This window comes from Chryseobacterium camelliae (assembly GCF_030818575.1).
Lineage (GTDB): Bacteria > Bacteroidota > Bacteroidia > Flavobacteriales > Weeksellaceae > Chryseobacterium > Chryseobacterium camelliae_A.
In genome coordinates this window covers 220,176-236,381 of sequence record NZ_JAUTAL010000001.1, presented here as the reverse complement: position 1 = coordinate 236,381, position 16,206 = coordinate 220,176, and the positions used below count along the sequence as shown (strand labels likewise).

General features: G+C 36.4%; 14 protein-coding genes. 7 read left to right on the top strand and 7 right to left on the bottom strand.

Annotation, left to right across the window (positions count from 1 at the left end):
• Nucleotides 1-126: 126 nt before the first annotated feature.
• Nucleotides 127-1,590 (top strand): alpha-amylase, encoded by a 1,464-nt coding sequence (locus tag QE404_RS01150; protein WP_307445528.1) that lies wholly within the window; start codon nucleotides 127-129, stop codon nucleotides 1,588-1,590.
• A 113-nt stretch (nucleotides 1,591-1,703) separates the two neighbouring features.
• Here QE404_RS01150 and QE404_RS01145 read toward each other — a convergent pair whose 3' ends face one another.
• Together QE404_RS01145 and QE404_RS01140 are read right to left on the bottom strand one after the other, a co-directional pair.
• Complete coding sequence (locus QE404_RS01145) at nucleotides 1,704-2,402, bottom strand: hypothetical protein (protein WP_307445525.1); 699 nt, start codon at nucleotides 2,400-2,402, stop codon at nucleotides 1,704-1,706.
• Nucleotides 2,403-2,488: 86 nt separating this feature from the next.
• Nucleotides 2,489-4,138 (bottom strand): helix-turn-helix domain-containing protein, encoded by a 1,650-nt coding sequence (locus QE404_RS01140; protein WP_307445522.1) that lies wholly within the window; start codon nucleotides 4,136-4,138, stop codon nucleotides 2,489-2,491.
• Nucleotides 4,139-4,504: 366 nt separating this feature from the next.
• On the opposite strand from QE404_RS01140, the gene QE404_RS01135 reads away from it, so the two are divergent.
• From QE404_RS01135 to QE404_RS01115, 5 genes are all read left to right on the top strand, one after another.
• The gene (locus QE404_RS01135) at nucleotides 4,505-4,741 is read left to right on the top strand and encodes a hypothetical protein (RefSeq protein WP_307445519.1); all 237 of its coding nucleotides are present in this window, start codon (nucleotides 4,505-4,507) and stop codon (nucleotides 4,739-4,741) included.
• A gap of 93 nt (nucleotides 4,742-4,834) precedes the next feature.
• Nucleotides 4,835-5,128 carry a hypothetical protein gene (locus QE404_RS01130; protein ID WP_307445517.1) on the top strand — a complete coding sequence of 98 codons (294 nt, stop codon included), beginning with the start codon at nucleotides 4,835-4,837 and terminating at the stop codon, nucleotides 5,126-5,128.
• 68 nt (nucleotides 5,129-5,196) lie between these two features.
• Entirely contained in the window at nucleotides 5,197-5,712 is a 516-nt protein-coding gene (locus QE404_RS01125; RefSeq protein WP_307445515.1) for a hypothetical protein, read from the top strand.
• On the top strand, nucleotides 5,709-6,641 hold the full coding sequence (locus QE404_RS01120) for a hypothetical protein (protein ID WP_307445513.1): 933 nt from the start codon (nucleotides 5,709-5,711) through the stop codon (nucleotides 6,639-6,641). Before QE404_RS01125 ends, QE404_RS01120 begins: the two co-directional genes overlap by 4 nt.
• Complete coding sequence (locus QE404_RS01115) at nucleotides 6,583-7,452, top strand: GLPGLI family protein (RefSeq protein WP_307445510.1); 870 nt, start codon at nucleotides 6,583-6,585, stop codon at nucleotides 7,450-7,452. Before QE404_RS01120 ends, QE404_RS01115 begins: the two co-directional genes overlap by 59 nt.
• Nucleotides 7,453-7,611: 159 nt before the next feature.
• On the opposite strand, the gene QE404_RS01110 is transcribed toward QE404_RS01115, so the two are convergent.
• Genes QE404_RS01110 through QE404_RS01100 form a run of 3 tightly spaced genes read right to left on the bottom strand, consistent with a single transcriptional unit; the run spans nucleotide 7,612 to nucleotide 13,342 of the window.
• Entirely contained in the window at nucleotides 7,612-9,054 is a 1,443-nt protein-coding gene (locus QE404_RS01110; protein ID WP_307445508.1) for an efflux transporter outer membrane subunit, read from the bottom strand.
• A complete protein-coding gene (locus tag QE404_RS01105; RefSeq protein ID WP_307445506.1) occupies nucleotides 9,041-12,235 on the bottom strand; it encodes an efflux RND transporter permease subunit in 3,195 nt (1,064 codons plus the stop codon). The genes QE404_RS01110 and QE404_RS01105 overlap by 14 nt, the downstream gene beginning before the upstream one ends.
• Nucleotides 12,236-12,259: 24 nt before the next feature.
• A complete protein-coding gene (locus QE404_RS01100; protein ID WP_307445505.1) occupies nucleotides 12,260-13,342 on the bottom strand; it encodes an efflux RND transporter periplasmic adaptor subunit in 1,083 nt (360 codons plus the stop codon).
• 1,025 nt (nucleotides 13,343-14,367) lie between these two features.
• Here QE404_RS01100 and QE404_RS01095 point away from each other — a divergent pair.
• Entirely contained in the window at nucleotides 14,368-14,739 is a 372-nt protein-coding gene (locus QE404_RS01095) for a hypothetical protein (RefSeq protein ID WP_307445503.1), read from the top strand.
• A 57-nt stretch (nucleotides 14,740-14,796) separates the two neighbouring features.
• On the opposite strand, the gene QE404_RS01090 is transcribed toward QE404_RS01095, so the two are convergent.
• Together QE404_RS01090 and QE404_RS01085 are read right to left on the bottom strand one after the other, a co-directional pair.
• Nucleotides 14,797-15,051 carry a SemiSWEET transporter gene (locus tag QE404_RS01090; RefSeq protein ID WP_307445501.1) on the bottom strand — a complete coding sequence of 85 codons (255 nt, stop codon included), beginning with the start codon at nucleotides 15,049-15,051 and terminating at the stop codon, nucleotides 14,797-14,799.
• A gap of 75 nt (nucleotides 15,052-15,126) precedes the next feature.
• On the bottom strand, nucleotides 15,127-16,164 hold the full coding sequence (locus QE404_RS01085; protein ID WP_307445498.1) for an NAD(P)/FAD-dependent oxidoreductase: 1,038 nt from the start codon (nucleotides 16,162-16,164) through the stop codon (nucleotides 15,127-15,129).
• Nucleotides 16,165-16,206: the final 42 nt, after the last annotated feature.

Genomic DNA, 16,206 nt, shown 5'->3' with positions numbered 1-16,206 from the left:
GTCCTGAAAATAATTTTATTATTATCCTATCTAATGTGATTAAATATTACTCCATGTTTTATTTATTGCTTCATTTTACATTAACCACCAAACAATACAGGAATACATTCGTTGACTTACTAAATTATGAATGGCGTAATTATTCAGTTTTTCCACTGGTACCATCCGGGAAACGTATGGAATGAGTTTTCAGAAAAAGCAGAATACCTCAAAAAGCTTGGCATTACCGCAGCCTGGCTTCCTCCTGCCATCAAATGTAATCTGGGCACAGAGAGCCGAGGCTATGATGTCTATGACCTTTATGATCTGGGAGAATTTAATCAGAAAGGCACCATTGCTACAAGATATGGAAGTAAGGAGGACTACCTAAAAGCCATTAATAAAGCCCACAAAATGGGAATTGCCGTTTATGCGGACATTGTACTGAACCACAGAATGGGCGCCGATGAGACGGAAGAAATTACCGTTCATGAAGTCAATGAAGAAGACCGTACGCGAATCATCGGTAAGCCATTTAGAGCAAAAGCTTCTACACGTTTTACATTCCCGGGCAGACAGGGGAAGTATTCGGGTTTCATTTGGGATCACCAATGCTTCAGTGGGATAGACACCCTCATCAAAAACGGACAAAAGCTTGAAGGAATTTTCAAAATTCATAATGATTTTAAAGACTGGAACCCCTCTGCAAGCCATCAGTTCGGCAATTATGATTATCTGATGGGTGCTGATGTAGAATACCGGAATCCGGAAGTAATACGGGAAACGAAGGAATGGATAAAATGGTATATAGAAACCACCCATATCGACGGCTTACGGCTTGATGCACTGAAGCATATTTCTTCCGATTTCTTAAAGGATTGGATCAACTACATTAAAACTGAAGTGAAGGACTGCTTTATTATAGGTGAGTTCTGGAAAGACGATGTGGAGAAAATATCGGAATTTTCAGAAAAGATAGGCCCTATTATTTCGTGCTTCGATGTTCCCCTGCACTATCATTTTTTTACCGCCTCCAAGGAAGGTAAAAATTATGATCTGAGAAAGATCTTTAACAATACCCTGACAGAAATTAATCCTGAGACTTCAGTCACATTTGTAGAAAACCACGATACACAAAAGTTCCAGGCCCTGGAATCGACAGTAAAAGACTGGTTCAAACCTTTAGCGTACGCCCTGATCCTGATGTCTAAAGATGGATATCCCTGTATCTTTTATCCGGATCTTTTCGGGGCAGAATATCCTGAAATTCAAGATAATAAAGAGATAAGGGTACTCATCCCTAAAATAACCATTCTTCCCATGCTGCTGGAAGCCAGGCAGAAATTTGCTTACGGAGAACAGATCAATTACTTTGACGGTCCGAACTGCATCGCGTGGGTAAGAAAGGGGGATGATCGTCATTCCGGTTGTGTCGTTATTATTTCCAGTAATGAAGAGTGCTGCAAAGAAATAGAAATGGAAAAAGAAATGGCAGGTTCTGCACTCTATGACTTTTTAGGATATAGACCGGAAACCATAGTGCTCAATGAAAACGGCAAAGCTGTTTTTCCTGTTAATCCACGCTCTGTAAGTATATGGACTTTTAAATAATTTTTTAATCTTGTGTTTTCAACTCCCGGTCAGTATTGGCCGGGAGTTGTTGGTTCTGATGGTAATCAAAACTTAAAATATGTTGAATGAATGTTTGGTGTCTCTGGTAATCATCAATTGCAGAAGGTGAGAAAATGCTGGTTGACCTGTACCCTGAATTTCGCATCCGATTTTAACCTGTTCCTGATCGTATATTCAGAAGCATGGACGTCCTCCAGTTTTCGGTCAATATATTCAGCGATTTGTACCACAGAAAATAGGAAATCTCTGTATGCGGCCATATTCACTGTCTTTCCTGAACAGGGTAGATATGCTTTCAGAAAAGGCAATACAGCCAAATGCTGACTGAAATCTATGCAGTATCCTGCGCCGTTCCTGAAGGTCACCACTTCCCTTTCGCTCAGATAATCGAGGATACACTGGCCATTATTCAGTGTTATTCTGTTCCTAAAAATATAGTCATTGACCTTATCGAGTATATGCTGCGCATATTCCATCATGGTAATGGTTTTCCACTCAAATACATGGTTCATTTTTTCTGCATGCTTTGCTTTTCCATGATCGCAACCCGTACAGAAAGAAATCCCGATCCTTTCATGATACGGAAAGAAACAGTCCTTAATTTTCACGGAAGCATCAGCCTGCAGCCGCTCAAGGGAAAAGTTATAGTACAGATAAGGGGCATACATATCTGCAAGATGTTTCAGGTAATCGGTTTCGCTGGCATTTCCTTCCTGCTCAAACCATCGTTCAAGGTTGTCATAATAAGTATTTTCAAATTCTTTATACGTCAGATAAAACGGCACTTCCATAACATTGTATTGATTTGAAGCAAAGCTATGACGGTAATGCGACAAAACTTGACGTGTTATAATTTAATTTGTGATGAAGAAAATTGTTAGTTTGAAAAATCTACCTTATCTAATTCCTGTCTTCTTTTTTTTATAAAATCTGTAGGTCTAATGCCATTAATTTCATAAAAAAGATCTGAAAAATTCTGACGGGAAGCAATACCGCATTCTTTGGCCAATGACTCAATACCATATTTCAGGTATTCTTTATTATCAAATAATAATACAGTAATATAATTGATTCTTAAATCACTAAGATACTTATTAAAATTGACCCCTTTATATTCATTAATTACATGAGAAAGATAATTTGAATTGGTCCCCAATTGATTAGCAAGTTTATTAATGGTCAATCCTCTTTTAATGAATCCTTTTTTATCTTCAAAAGATTTTAGTTTTATAAGCAATTCCTCTACTATGCTTTCATCAGGTCCTATTCTTTTTTCCACAGAGCCCCTAATGATTATTTCAGATAATTTTTTATTATTTTTTTCGGTACTTTTGTTTTGCTGTCTTAGAAGTTTGTCTTCCAAAATCAGATATCTCTTTTGAATATCTTTTCCTTTTTTGAGCTTTATTCGTAACAATATAAATAGTACTATACTCATTAGAATTAAACTTAAAATAATAAATACACTCCAAAAATTAGCATTCTGAAGTTTATTTTTTTCATCAAGTAATGTTTTTGTATCATATTCTTTATGAATTCTCGATGACAAATAGGTAAAATCCCTAGCGAGAATACTGTCAGCTTTTAGCAATTGATTGGTATAATATAACTGTCTTTCCTGATTTCCATCGCTCTTATAGTGATTAATCAAGAGCTCATAGTTTTCTCTTACCTCAGGTAAAATAAATTGATGCTTTTGAAATACTGAGTCTATCTTTTTGAATTGTAATATTGATAACTGATCATTATGAAGTTTTAAAAAGCTTTTTCCTGTGTAAAAATAATTAACGGACAACCATGCAAAATCACCAGCAGCTTTAAGAGTAGATAAAGATTTTTTCAGATAGGCAATAGATGATTGATAGTTTTTTTTTTGAAATTCTGAAATTCCTTTGCAAAGAATAAAATAACCTTTTTCCTGAATAAAATCAGAATTATCACCCACCTCCTTCAGCCCCTTTTGTATTTCCCAATCAGCAGCAGTATATTGCCCTGAATTACGGTAACAGACAATCAGCTGATGTAGACTATTCAGGTATCCTTTTTTATTATTGTAAATTTCATTTGGATGTATATTTTCTTTGATTCTGGATTCGTAATAGGCAATACATTCTTTGAATATTGATGCTGCTTCTTCATAATATCCAAGATAGCTTTTTACAACGCCTATATGATACAGATTCTGAAATTTCAGAAATTTACTGTCAGTTTTCTTCGAATACTCATAAGCAATTAAGTACTCATTCAGTGCCAATTGATACTGTTTATAATGATAGTAGTATATCACCCCTTTTTCAATATAAGCTGTAGTAATTAAATCAGCGTTTTCTGATGAGCGTGCAGCATTTATTGCACTATCTGCATAAATGAGTTTGTGATTATTTGACGGTGAATAAAAAATAGCATCTCTATATCCCTGAAGCATCTGTCCATAATTCTTTTCAGCTTTTGCAAGGGCAATATATTTTTGTATCCAAGAAATAGCTGTAGAATCATTTTCTTGCAGTGATTCATAGTTTGCTCTCATATAATAATACCGGCTGTAGCTCTTCTGAGAAAAGAAAAGTTGGAAAAATACTGCAAATAATATTAAAAATAGCCTTTTAATCAAATACAAATTAGAAATTTATTATATCCTATATTCAAAAATACATAAAATGAAACAATTTTTGTCAATTAATAATGAATTAATAATATAAATAGATATATTCTTCAACAAAACCATAAAATACTGAAAAACAACAGTATACAATAGTCCTAATTCATGAATTAAGACGTCTTAATTAATAAATATTGACATACAGTACTTTTTTTCTTAAGATTTAGCTTATAAATTCGAAATCAGAATTCTAAAAAACTAAACCTGGCCGGGATAACCTTAATATCATATATTATGAAAAAGATTATCTCAATTACATTCAAATTAACATTTATACTAATTGTAATATTTTCATTTTCTCTATTTATATCTTGCAGACAAGAAGGTGAAGAAGATATTCTGGATTTTAGAAAAGATTTCGTTAATGAATACAGAACTCAAAAACAAACAGATGAACACCAACCCGCAATCAAAGATACCATTAGACCACAAGATCCTCCAATAAAAATTGGAACACATTGGAGATTATAATAATTTATCATCTATTCATCTTGTAGTGCGCAATGCAAAGGAATAGTAATAAATAAATTACAAAATTAATATTAACATTTAAATCGAATTAAAATGAAAAAAGCAATTTTCTTAGCTGGAGGAGTGATAGCTCTTTCACTTATGTCATTCGCCAATACTACAAATGATGATATCATTGAAGTAAATGGTAATGTAATCACTGTAAAAAATACCGAAAAAATTTCTAAAGAAGATTTAGAGTTTTTGAGCAAAAACGTTGCCGGATGGACTTATTGTGACTATCAGTCGGAACAAAGTACCTGCACCACAAGAAACAGAACTTTTCCTGATCAGCCAACATCTGATACAAGTGCTAAACTTAATGATATCATTAAGAAGTATCAATAAATTATCTTCAGGATGCTCAAAAGAGCATCCTGTTATTTATTCATTATTATTAATTAAAGCAGTAGGCCATGAAAAATATTTTTTTTGAATATATTATTTTTTCTCTGATCATTTTAAAAGTTCTTATTACAGGAATTTCAACTACTGTACAGTCATTTTGCGATTTCTATAAATATGAAAATTTGATCAGTATGCATGGGAATAAGTATGAAAAAATGTTTTCCTCTTATACCGGCTTTGATACGGGCTATGGTTTTTTTGCACCCAATGTATCAAGTAATTTTATTATCATTTCTGAAAATCAGGAAAATGGCCACTCATATATTTCTACAGATTTATTAAGAAGTAAAGAAGGAAAGCTCAGATTTGCAAATTTAAATGATGTATATATAAAAAATGTCATTACCAAAGATCAGAGTATGCCCGAATTAAAAATCAACCACATATTATTAAAAAAGATCAACCAAAGTTTTAAAAAAAAATATGGAAAAAACATCATTACTTATGCCTATCTATATGATCAGCCATCTCTCAAAGAAAGTTTAAGAAATCCAAGGTTAATTAAAATAGACAGTGTAAAATGAAAAAGATTATATCTCGATATTTCAACAAAAGTTTTCAACCTAGTTTTCTTGTCTTCTTCAGAATAAGTGTGGGAGCAGTTTTAATGGTCCATTTTTTATCTGTCTGGAAAGATTTTGATCTATTATATGGCAGGGACAGCATTATTCCTGTTGAAATCCATAATGCTTTTTACAACTATGACGTATTCTCATATCATAATATAGAAATATTTTTATCATCATACGTTAAAAATCCCAGTCAGATTTTTAAGTTTGCGTATGTTTTACTGTTATTATTTATTATCATTGGCTTTTTTAGCAGGATATCTGCGTTAATATTACTTTTTATGCAAGTTTCCTTTGTCAAGACAGCATCATTATTTTTTTATGGAGCTGATTTCTTTTCAAGCATGTCTTTATTTTATATTATTATTTTTCCCTCATCGCATTATTTTTCAGTGCAGCGGAAATTCCTTCCCAAGACCCTGATTGATTTTCCTATTAGTTCTCTTTCCATAAGCAAAAGGATGATCCAAGTTCATTTATGTATTGCCTACTTCTTTTCAGGTTTTGATAAAATCCTTGGATTTAACTGGTGGAATGGTGAATCTGTTTGGAAATCACTAAATTTACCCAATTTCACACATTTTATACATATCCCAGCTTTTATTAATCAGAATTTTAACTTTGTTTATATTACAGCCGGATGGATGATTATAGCAGTTGAGATTTTATATCCAGTATTTATAAATATTAATAAAACCAGAAAAATATGGCTCACAATTACTATATTAATGCATATCGGAATTATTATCAGTTTTAATCTTTTTTTCTTTTCTGCAATAATGATTGTATGGAACTTAACTTCTTATTATTTTAATTATTATGATCATGAAAAAACTTTTACAAAGAATACTCCCAGTCTTAGCACTAACATTATTAACTCATAATATGTATTTTTCGCAATCTTATAAAATTTTTTATGAAATGCAATGGAAAAATAAAAGTGAGTCAACAAATCATCATGAATTATGCAGCCTTATTACCAATGAAAAAGGAAATTCTTATTTTCAGTCTTATGAAAATTTCAGAAGAGATTCAACCCATACCAGTATGGTAAATGAATATTTTGCCAATAAAGCTAAGGGGTTGCGGATAGGTGACGGTATTACAAATGCCAAGTTTCGCTCTTTGATTATTAAAAATATATCTCAGAATACAATCACTGTAGAAGAACGTTTTTTTACCAGTATTTTTTCTATTGCTTATCCTTCCTGTAAACAGCACTGGAAGCTTATTGATGATAAGACAAGTATAATTCTGGGGTATAAAGCTTATATGGCTTCAACGGAATTTGGAGGCAGAAAATGGATAGCTTGGTATACTAAAGAGATTCCTATAAGTGACGGTCCTTACAAATTTTATGGTTTGCCCGGACTTATATTAAAGATCACAGACTCAGATGGAGCCTATACATTTGAAATTAAGGGTATTCATAAAGAAAATAATGACTTAGAAAAAAGAAATTTCACATATGATCAACCTATGAATATCAGTCCAAAACAGTGGGATTCCTTCTGGAAAAAGTACATCAAACAACCTTCTGTTATTTTTGAAAATCTGAATACTTCCCAAACCACCTATGTCATCAATGGAAAAGATGTCAATAGTAAAGAAGTAAAAGAATCCTATAACCGTAAAGAATCGGAAATATTAAAAAATTTTGAAAGTCCTATAGAGTTAGCTCCAAGTTGTCTATAATTAATTATGATCCACAACTAATAACCATGTAACTATATTTTTGCTGCATATTTATGCCTAAAGCCCGTTGATTAATGGGCTTTTTATTATTATCATGAAAAATATCAAAAAGAGACCGCCATTCGGCGGTCTCCCTTTCAAAACATTAAAGATTTATAATCACTTCCAGCCTCCGCCTAAGCTCTTATAAATATCCACAACTGTACTCAGCTGTTTTTGTTTTGCTTCAACCAATTCCATTTTCGCGTCCAGAGCATCCCTCTGGTTCAGAAGAACCTCAAGGTAGTCGGCCCTTGAATTCCGGAACAGCTGATTAGCAATATCGATTGATTGTTCTAATGATTTAGTTTCCTGGGATTTCAACTGATAATATTGGTCAATATTCTTCACCTTTGACATCAGGTTGGCTACATCCAGGTAAGCATTCAGGATGGTCTTATCGTATTCGTACAGCGCCTGGATCTGTTTGGCATCTGCCGTTTGAAAATTAGCCTTGATCGCACTTTTGTTGATCAATGGACCAGCCAGTTCTCCGGCCAGACTTGCTGCCATAGACTCCGGCAGTTTTACCAGATAGGAAGGTTTAAAAGCTTCCAGTCCTAAAGTTGCAGAAATTTCCAACGAAGGATAAAATTCTTTTCTCGCCGCTTCTACATCAAGCTTGGCAGACTTCAATTCGAGCTCGGCCTGTTTGATATCCGGACGGTTTGCCAACAATTGGGAAGGAATCCCTGTATATACCGTTTGAGGTATTGTAGTCATAAAGCTTTCCTTCGTTCTTGCGATCGGCTGTGGAAAACGCCCGCATAATGCGTTAATTTCATTTTCCTTTTCAGTAATTTGCTGACGGATGGTGTATTCCGTGGCTTTGGATTTGGCCAGTTCGGCTTCAAACTTCTTCACAGCCAGCTCCGTAGCAGCAGCTGCCTCTTTCTGGATTTTAGAAATTTCAAGGGCCTTCTGCTGAAGTTTGATGTATTGCTGAATGATATCCAACTGATTATCCAGAGCCAGAAGTTCGTAGTAATTATCCGCCACTTCTTCAATAAGATTGGAAAGGACAAAATTCTTTCCTTCCACGGTGGAAAGGTAATGGGCTACTGCTGATTCTTTCTCTGTTCTCAGTTTTTTCCAGATATCAATTTCCCAGTCGGCGGTCAATCCGCCTTCAAAATTCATCAGCGGATCAGGCATTGCTTTACCGGGTTCTATGTCCGTAGTAGCATCACCGGCTCCCTCACTGGTATAGCGTCCGGCTTTTCTCACTCCGGCACCGCCTCCGGCAGAAACCGTTGGAGTCAGCCTTCCTTTCTTAGCCAAAACACCACTCTTTGCAATTTCAATTTCCTGTAATGTGATCAGCAGCTCCTGGTTATTTTTTAATGCAACTTCTATCAAAGCTACAAGATTAGGATCTGTGAAGAATTGCCTCCACGGTGTTGTCCCACTATTGGTATTAGCATCACTCTGATCTTCCTGATTAAAGTTCTGAGGCACATTTTCTTTTACTTCGTCTTTTACGACGGTCGCCATCGGCGCCTTGCAGCTTGCTAAAACAAGTGACAAGGCAATGGCTGCTATATATCTATTATAAATCTTCATGTTTGTCATCGTGTTGATACGGTTCTGTTTGTTCTGTTAAAGGATTTTCCTCTTCATACCTCGCCAGTTTTGATTTCTCTGCAATGGTTCCGAAGATGTAATATAAACCAGGAATGATCATCAGACCGAAAACAGTCCCGATCAGCATCCCTCCTGCTGCTGCAGTTCCGATGGTGCGGTTCCCGATAGCTCCGGGTCCTGTTGCCAGCACCAATGGAATAAGTCCTGCGATGAATGCAAATGAAGTCATCAGGATCGGACGGAAACGGATGGCCGCCCCTTCAATGGCCGCCTGGGCCACCGGAATGCCCTCTTCTGCTTTCTTCTGCACGGCAAATTCTACAATCAGTACAGCATTCTTACCCAATAGCCCGATCAGCATGACCATTGCTACCTGAGCATAGATATTGTTTTCCAGTCCCAGTAACTTCAGGCATAAGAAAGCCCCGAAAATACCTGTTGGCAAGGATAAAATAACCGGCAAAGGAAGGATAAAACTTTCATACTGCGCGGCAAGGATGAGATAAACAAACCCAAGACATACCAGGAAGATAAATATTGCTTCGTTTCCTCGATTCACCTCGTCTTTGGAGATACCGGCCCAATCGATTCCAAAACCTCTCGGAAGCGTTTTATCCGCTACTTCTTTAATCGCAGCAATTGCCTGTCCGGAGCTGTATCCTGGTGCCGGAGTTCCGCTTACCTGTGCAGAGTTATACATATTGTGCCTGGTCATTTCAGACAAACCATATACTTTTTCAAGATGCATGAAATCCGAATACGGAACCATTTCACCTTTATCATTTTTAACATATAACTTTAAAAGATCAGTAGGCAGTGCTCGGTACTGAGGCCCTGCCTGAACGATTACCTTGTAAGGCCTGTCGAACCGGATGAAACTCGTTTCATAGTTGGACCCGATTAATGTGGATAGGTTATCCATCGCATTTTCAATCGTCACTCCTTTCTGCTCTGCCAGATCATTATCGATTTTAAGCATATACTGAGGGAAACTTGCCGAGTAGAATGTAAATGCGGATCCAAGTTCCGGGCGCTTTTTCAGTTCCTTAACAAAGTCATTGCTCACCTGCTCCATTTTATGATAGTCGCCGCTCCCCGCTTTATCCAGGAGACGGAGTTCGAAACCTCCTGCTGCACCATATCCGGGAACAGAAGGCGGCTGGAAAAATTCTATATTCGCTCCCGGGATATTCTTCGCTTTTTCCTCGAGTTTTTCAATAATTTCCCCGGCAGATTCCTTACGGTCTTCCCAACTTTTAAGGTTGATCAGACAGGTTCCCGAGTTGGATCCGGTACCTTCGGACAGAATTTCGTAACCAGCCAGTGAAGAAACGGATTGCACACCATCAATATCTTCAGATTCTTTCAGCAGCTCTCTCGCAATCTGGTTCGTTCTTTCAAGAGTAGATCCCGGAGGCGTCTGTATAATGGCATAGATCATCCCCTGGTCTTCTGCAGGAATAAATCCAGAAGGGAGCGAGTTGCTCAGGAAAAATGTACAGGCGCAGAAAGCTAACAGAAGCGGAAGCGTAAAGGTTTTCTTCTTCACGGTTTTGTTGAGCATTTTCTCATACTTTCCTGCTCCCCTGGTAAATAAGTTGTTGAATTTATCCAGGAAAATAGTTATCGGAGTTCTCTTTTTAGCTTTTCCATGATTATTTTTCAGGATCAAAGCACATAAAGCCGGCGTTAAGGTTAATGCCACTACCCCTGAAAGGATAATTGCAGAAGCCATGGTAATGGAAAACTGACGGTAAAATACTCCCACCGGCCCAGACATAAATGCAATCGGAATGAATACGGATGCCATTACCAAAGTAATGGCGATAATTGCCCCGCTGATCTCGTGCATTGCTTCTTCTGTTGCTTTCAGGGGAGAGAGGTGCTTTTCTTCCATTTTGGCGTGAACAGCTTCAATGACCACAATGGCATCATCCACTACAACCCCGATGGCCATTACCAATGCAAACAAGGAGATCATATTCAGGGTAATTCCGAAAGCGGACATCACCGCAAAAGTACCAATGAGGGATACCGGAACGGCAATAGCCGGAATCAATGTCGAACGCCAGTCTCCCAGGAAGAGGAATACTACGATTGCCACTAAAATGAAAGCCTCAAAGAGTGTATGCACTACTTTTTCAATGGAAGCATCCAGGAATCTGGATACGTCATAGCTGATATCATAATGCATTCCTTTCGGAAAAGTTGTCTTCTGTAGGTCTTCCATCAAAGATTTCACGTTTTTGATAACATCACTGGCATTGGAGCCATAGGACTGTTTCACTGTGATCGCTGCGGATGGCTTTCCGTTAAGTGTAGAATAGATATCATACATAGATGAACCGAATTCGATATCAGCCACATCTTTAAGCCGGATAAATTCTCCGTTCGATTTTGCTTTAAGAATAATATTTCCGTAGTCTTTTTCATTGTTGTAACGACCAGGATATTTCAGAATATATTCAAATGACTGGGAACGTTTTCCTGAACTTTCACCGGTTTTTCCCGGAGAAGCTTCTAAACTCTGCTGGTTCAGCGCATCCATAACTTCATCAGCGGAAATGCTATAGGCAGTTAATCTGTCCGGCTTCAGCCAGATCCTCATAGCGTATTCCCTTGTTCCTAAGATATCTGCAAAACCTACCCCACTTACCCTCTTCAATTCAGACATCACATTGATATCCGCGTAATTGAACAGGAATTTCTGGTCAGCCTTAGGATCATCACTGTACAGGTTAATATACATTAGCATGTTTGGTTCCTCACGGGTAATTTTTACCCCTTCGCGGACAACCAAAGGCGGAAGTTTGTTAACGACTGAAGATACACGGTTCTGTACGTTGACGGCAGCTACGTTAGGATCTGTACCCAGGTCAAAAACGACCTGAATGGATGCTTCACCGTCATTTCCGGCATCAGAAGTCATATACTTCATTCCGGGAACTCCGTTTAACCCTCTTTCTAAAGGAATAACCACGGATTTGATCAGCAATTCGTTGTTGGCACCCGGATATTCTGCCGTAATGTTTACTTTCGGCGGAGAAATAGACGGGAATTGTGTTACAGGAAGTTTTAGCAACGATAAAACGCCCATAAATACGATAATCAAGGAGATTACGATAGACAGAACAGGTCTGCGAATGAATTTCTTAAACATAATTACTTACTTCATTAAAGAGTCCTACTCTGCTTTTAATTTCAGTGACTGAAGTACTTTTTTAGGTTCCTGGAACTTAGTCTGCACTTTCTGGTCATCTTTCACTTTCTGAACACCTTCCAATAGGAACTTATCCCCTTTTGCCAATCCGGAACCTACCACATAGAGATCCGGCAGTTCATAGGCCACCTTAATGTTTTTAGATCTTACCACTCCGTTTTGATCCACTACAAAAACATATTTCTGGTCCTGGATCTCATACGTAGCTTTCTGAGGAATCAGTAAAGCATTTTTTACGGGTAAAGTCATCCTTACTTTTCCTGTTTCCCCGTTTCTTAAAAGTTTATTTGGATTCGGAAACTTTGCTCTGAAGGCAATATTCCCGGTTTCATTATCAAATTCTCCTTCGATCGTCTGGATCTGGCCTTTTTCAGGAAGCATTTCACCGTTTGCCATAACAAGGCCAACTTCGTTGCTTCCACGGTCTGCAACATGCATCTGATAACTCAGGTATTCAGGTTCTGAGACATTGAAATACCCGTACATATTCGTATTATCCGAAAGTGAGGTAAGTAAATCACCTTCATCGATGAGACTTCCCAGTTTCAGGGGAATCCTGTTGATAATCCCTGAATAAGGAGCTTTAATATCTGTAAATGAAAGATGGATCTGGGCTAATTTAGCTTCCGCATTCGCAGCATCCAGTTTGGCTTTTGCCATTGCACGCTCATTTTTGGATACAATGTTATTGTTAGCCAGCGTACTCGCATTTTTTAATTCAATGGTAGCCTGGGCCACTTCTGCCTGGGCTTTCAGCAATTCGGCCTGATACAACTTCGGCATAATTCTGAACAGGGTCTGACCCTGTTGTACAAATTGCCCTTCGTCTACAAAGATCTTTTCAAGAAAACCTTTTTCCTGGGCACGGATTTCAATGTTTTTTACGGATTGGATCTGGGCTACATATTCTTTATCAATCACTGTATCCATCACTACCGGTGAGGTTACGGGATATACTGTAGCTTCTTCTTTTTCTTCCTTTTTTTTGTTACAGCTGAACAATAAAAGACTGCTTAGCGCAATGCCTGCGACAACTCTCTTGATCATAATTCTAGAGTTTATATAAATCGTTAATGTTTTGAAATGAAATAGAGATAAGAAAATCAACCCATGTATATTAAAGGTTGAAAAATGCTGCGCATTTCATTCTTCTGAAGAACAAAATACTGTTCTGAAATTTTTAGATTCTGATAGAACGAATCAGAATGAATCTTTTTATGATATTGGAACAAATTCCGAGGCCATGCAAAGACGGCTTCAGTTCTTTGAAGCGGAGCAGCCCTAAAAAACAAGCAAATGTAAATACGGCTGCTAAAACTGCGACAGCCTGTACATGAGATAGCTGAAAGCTGTTTTCAAGCAGTTCTAAAGAATAATTTTCACTAAGTATCTTTTGCTGAATGGAAAGTTTTTCGCAAGTCTGATTAAGTTTATTGGCTTTTTTGAGCATACAGTGAGAAACAGGTCCAACTAAAGAGTTGTCCAAAGTCCTGACATTCATTTTACTTTCTACTACGAAAAGCAAAAATAGGCCTGTCAAAAAGTAAGTGATATAGTTTCTCATATGATCCGGCAAAGGTACATCATATCCACAAAACTACTTTTGATTCTTTAAAAATGTTAAAATTGTTAACAAAATTTAACATTGCTTTAAATAACCTGAACGCACCATTTACTAAAATATCTTTGAAATACAACATATATATCATTATTAAACAAACACTTACAATATATGACAATGCTATTTTTTTGAAAATATGAACAATAAGTAAGATATGGACTTATCAAGATTTACTTAATATTTAAAAATGTTAAATAAATACATACTTAGCATTCTAAAAATTAAATATTTTTACATCAATCATCCTATTCATTACATATAATAATATAAATTTTCAAAATACGGAATATTATATAACAATTTCATTTTAACAAAATTTAAAATTTAACGCTTTATTTTAACCTTCATTAATAGAAATATTTGTAAATTTATGAAATATTAACACCAATATATATTCATTGCCAATCACTTTATTATTATGAAAACTTTTATTCAACTCATTTTTCTGAGTATGATTGCAATCTCTGCAGTCGGATGTAAACATCCCGGAAAAGAAGCTGTGGTTAATGCTCAGACAGAACAACCTTCATCCAATGACGAAATTACCAAGAATATTTTCACGGATGATCTAGGAGAGAAAATGGAGGTTATTACCAATCACACAGCAAAGACCGTTACCATCCATTTAGATGGGAAAACATATGAACTTAAGAAAAAATCCGATATGCCGGAATATTCTGCTGCAAGCACAGAATATCAATATACAGATGTTAAAGGTGAGGTAACTTTTCTTAAACGCGATATTCAGATGGTCTTATTCCATCATAAAAAAACAGTTCCTTCTGAAACACAACGAAAAAATGCCGGTATGGCGTCTTATTAAATGACAGATTGAGACCGTTGCAGGATATTTTCATCAACTTCATCCATGGAATACTAATTACTTTCTGTATATGAGATAACAGGTCAGAAGACTGATATTTACCAGGACTGCGAAGGCATTTGAAAGAATAATCGGAAGCTCATCCTTAAGGATTCCGTACCATACCCATAAAGAAACACCGGTAATCAATACCAGAAGCGTAATCCATGAGAGGTCTTCAACATTTTTCTCTTTTAACACTTTAACCAGCTGTGGAATCATTGAAGCTGAAGTAAACACACCGGCAATAATTCCTAAAACATTTTCATCCATAATTTCAAATCTCTTATTAAGATAAGAAATTTTCGCCTATTCTAAAATATTTTCAACTATACCAGCTGAAAAATATTATTTTTTAAACCTTGACAAATCGATTTCTTCCGGTAGCGGTATACCATTTTCAATAAATTCATATAAGGCTAAAGAAAAATAGCATCCGTTTAGAATTCCGCGTGCTCCTAATCCATTAAATACATACAGATTTTTATGAAGCTCATGCCTGCCGATAATCGGTCGCCTGTCTTTCACCGTAGGCCTGAACCCAAAATGGATTTCATCTACCTCAAAATCAAACGGATAAAATTCGGAAAGGCCATTTTTAAGTTGTTGCACTGCGCTTTCGTCAATCTGATGATGCATTTGTTCCCGATCATATGTTCCGCCGTAAAAATAGAGGTTTTCATCAACCGGAAAGAGGAAATGTTTCTTTTTGGCGGTAATGTCTTCTGGCAGAGGCCGGGATAATTTTACTTTGATATGATGCCCTTTGTTGGCAACAACAGGAATTTCAGAGAAAAAAGGATTGTTTTTAACACTCATACCTTCACAAAATATAATATGATTAAAACTTAAGTTTTCATAAGAAGAATCTGAAGGGTTTAATTTTTCGTAATTAAACTTGTCTTTTATCAGATAAGACCTGTCTTCAAAAAAGGAAAATAAATCGTTAAAGAATCCATTTACATTAAGCCTTGCTGACTGGTTCACTCTTCCCACACCGTATGGATTATTGACCATATCCAAAAACCTGAAATCTTTGTCTAAAAAATAAGATAATTCCTCTACATCGGATTTTCTGAGCCATAACTGCTGTTCGTTTTCATCATGAAAAATCCTGTGAATAGGAGCATTAATCAAATAATTTTTGCCTGTATATCCCTCTATCTCATTTAGGGTATGCTTAAGACAATCAATTTGCTCCTGCGCTTTCCAGAAAGTAGTGAATTTCTTAAGGACAACAGGATTGACCATACCGGCAGAAACCTGGGAAGCACTCTTATTTCCCTCCGAAAATATCCTGAATGATTTCCGATTCCTGATCAGCTGATGGGCAAAAAACAGTGCTGCATATCCATCTCCCACAATAATATAATCTACATGCTCCATAATAAAAAAAACCTGAGTAAAAGTACTCAGGTTTTATATAAA

Bases quoted from the DNA above. Each gene is read 5' to 3' on its own strand.
- QE404_RS01150 (WP_307445528.1), top strand. From the start codon at position 127: ATGAATGGCGTAATTATTCAGTTTTTCCACTGGTACCATCCGGGAAAC.
- QE404_RS01145 (WP_307445525.1), bottom strand. From the start codon at position 2,402: ATGGAAGTGCCGTTTTATCTGACGTATAAAGAATTTGAAAATACTTAT.
- QE404_RS01140 (WP_307445522.1), bottom strand. From the start codon at position 4,138: ATGAGAGCAAACTATGAATCACTGCAAGAAAATGATTCTACAGCTATT.
- QE404_RS01135 (WP_307445519.1), top strand. From the start codon at position 4,505: ATGAAAAAGATTATCTCAATTACATTCAAATTAACATTTATACTAATT.
- QE404_RS01130 (WP_307445517.1), top strand. From the start codon at position 4,835: ATGAAAAAAGCAATTTTCTTAGCTGGAGGAGTGATAGCTCTTTCACTT.
- QE404_RS01125 (WP_307445515.1), top strand. From the start codon at position 5,197: ATGAAAAATATTTTTTTTGAATATATTATTTTTTCTCTGATCATTTTA.
- QE404_RS01120 (WP_307445513.1), top strand. From the start codon at position 5,709: ATGAAAAAGATTATATCTCGATATTTCAACAAAAGTTTTCAACCTAGT.
- QE404_RS01115 (WP_307445510.1), top strand. From the start codon at position 6,583: ATGAAAAAACTTTTACAAAGAATACTCCCAGTCTTAGCACTAACATTA.
- QE404_RS01110 (WP_307445508.1), bottom strand. From the start codon at position 9,054: ATGAAGATTTATAATAGATATATAGCAGCCATTGCCTTGTCACTTGTT.
- QE404_RS01105 (WP_307445506.1), bottom strand. From the start codon at position 12,235: ATGTTTAAGAAATTCATTCGCAGACCTGTTCTGTCTATCGTAATCTCC.
- QE404_RS01100 (WP_307445505.1), bottom strand. From the start codon at position 13,342: ATGATCAAGAGAGTTGTCGCAGGCATTGCGCTAAGCAGTCTTTTATTG.
- QE404_RS01095 (WP_307445503.1), top strand. From the start codon at position 14,368: ATGATTGCAATCTCTGCAGTCGGATGTAAACATCCCGGAAAAGAAGCT.
- QE404_RS01090 (WP_307445501.1), bottom strand. From the start codon at position 15,051: ATGGATGAAAATGTTTTAGGAATTATTGCCGGTGTGTTTACTTCAGCT.
- QE404_RS01085 (WP_307445498.1), bottom strand. From the start codon at position 16,164: ATGGAGCATGTAGATTATATTATTGTGGGAGATGGATATGCAGCACTG.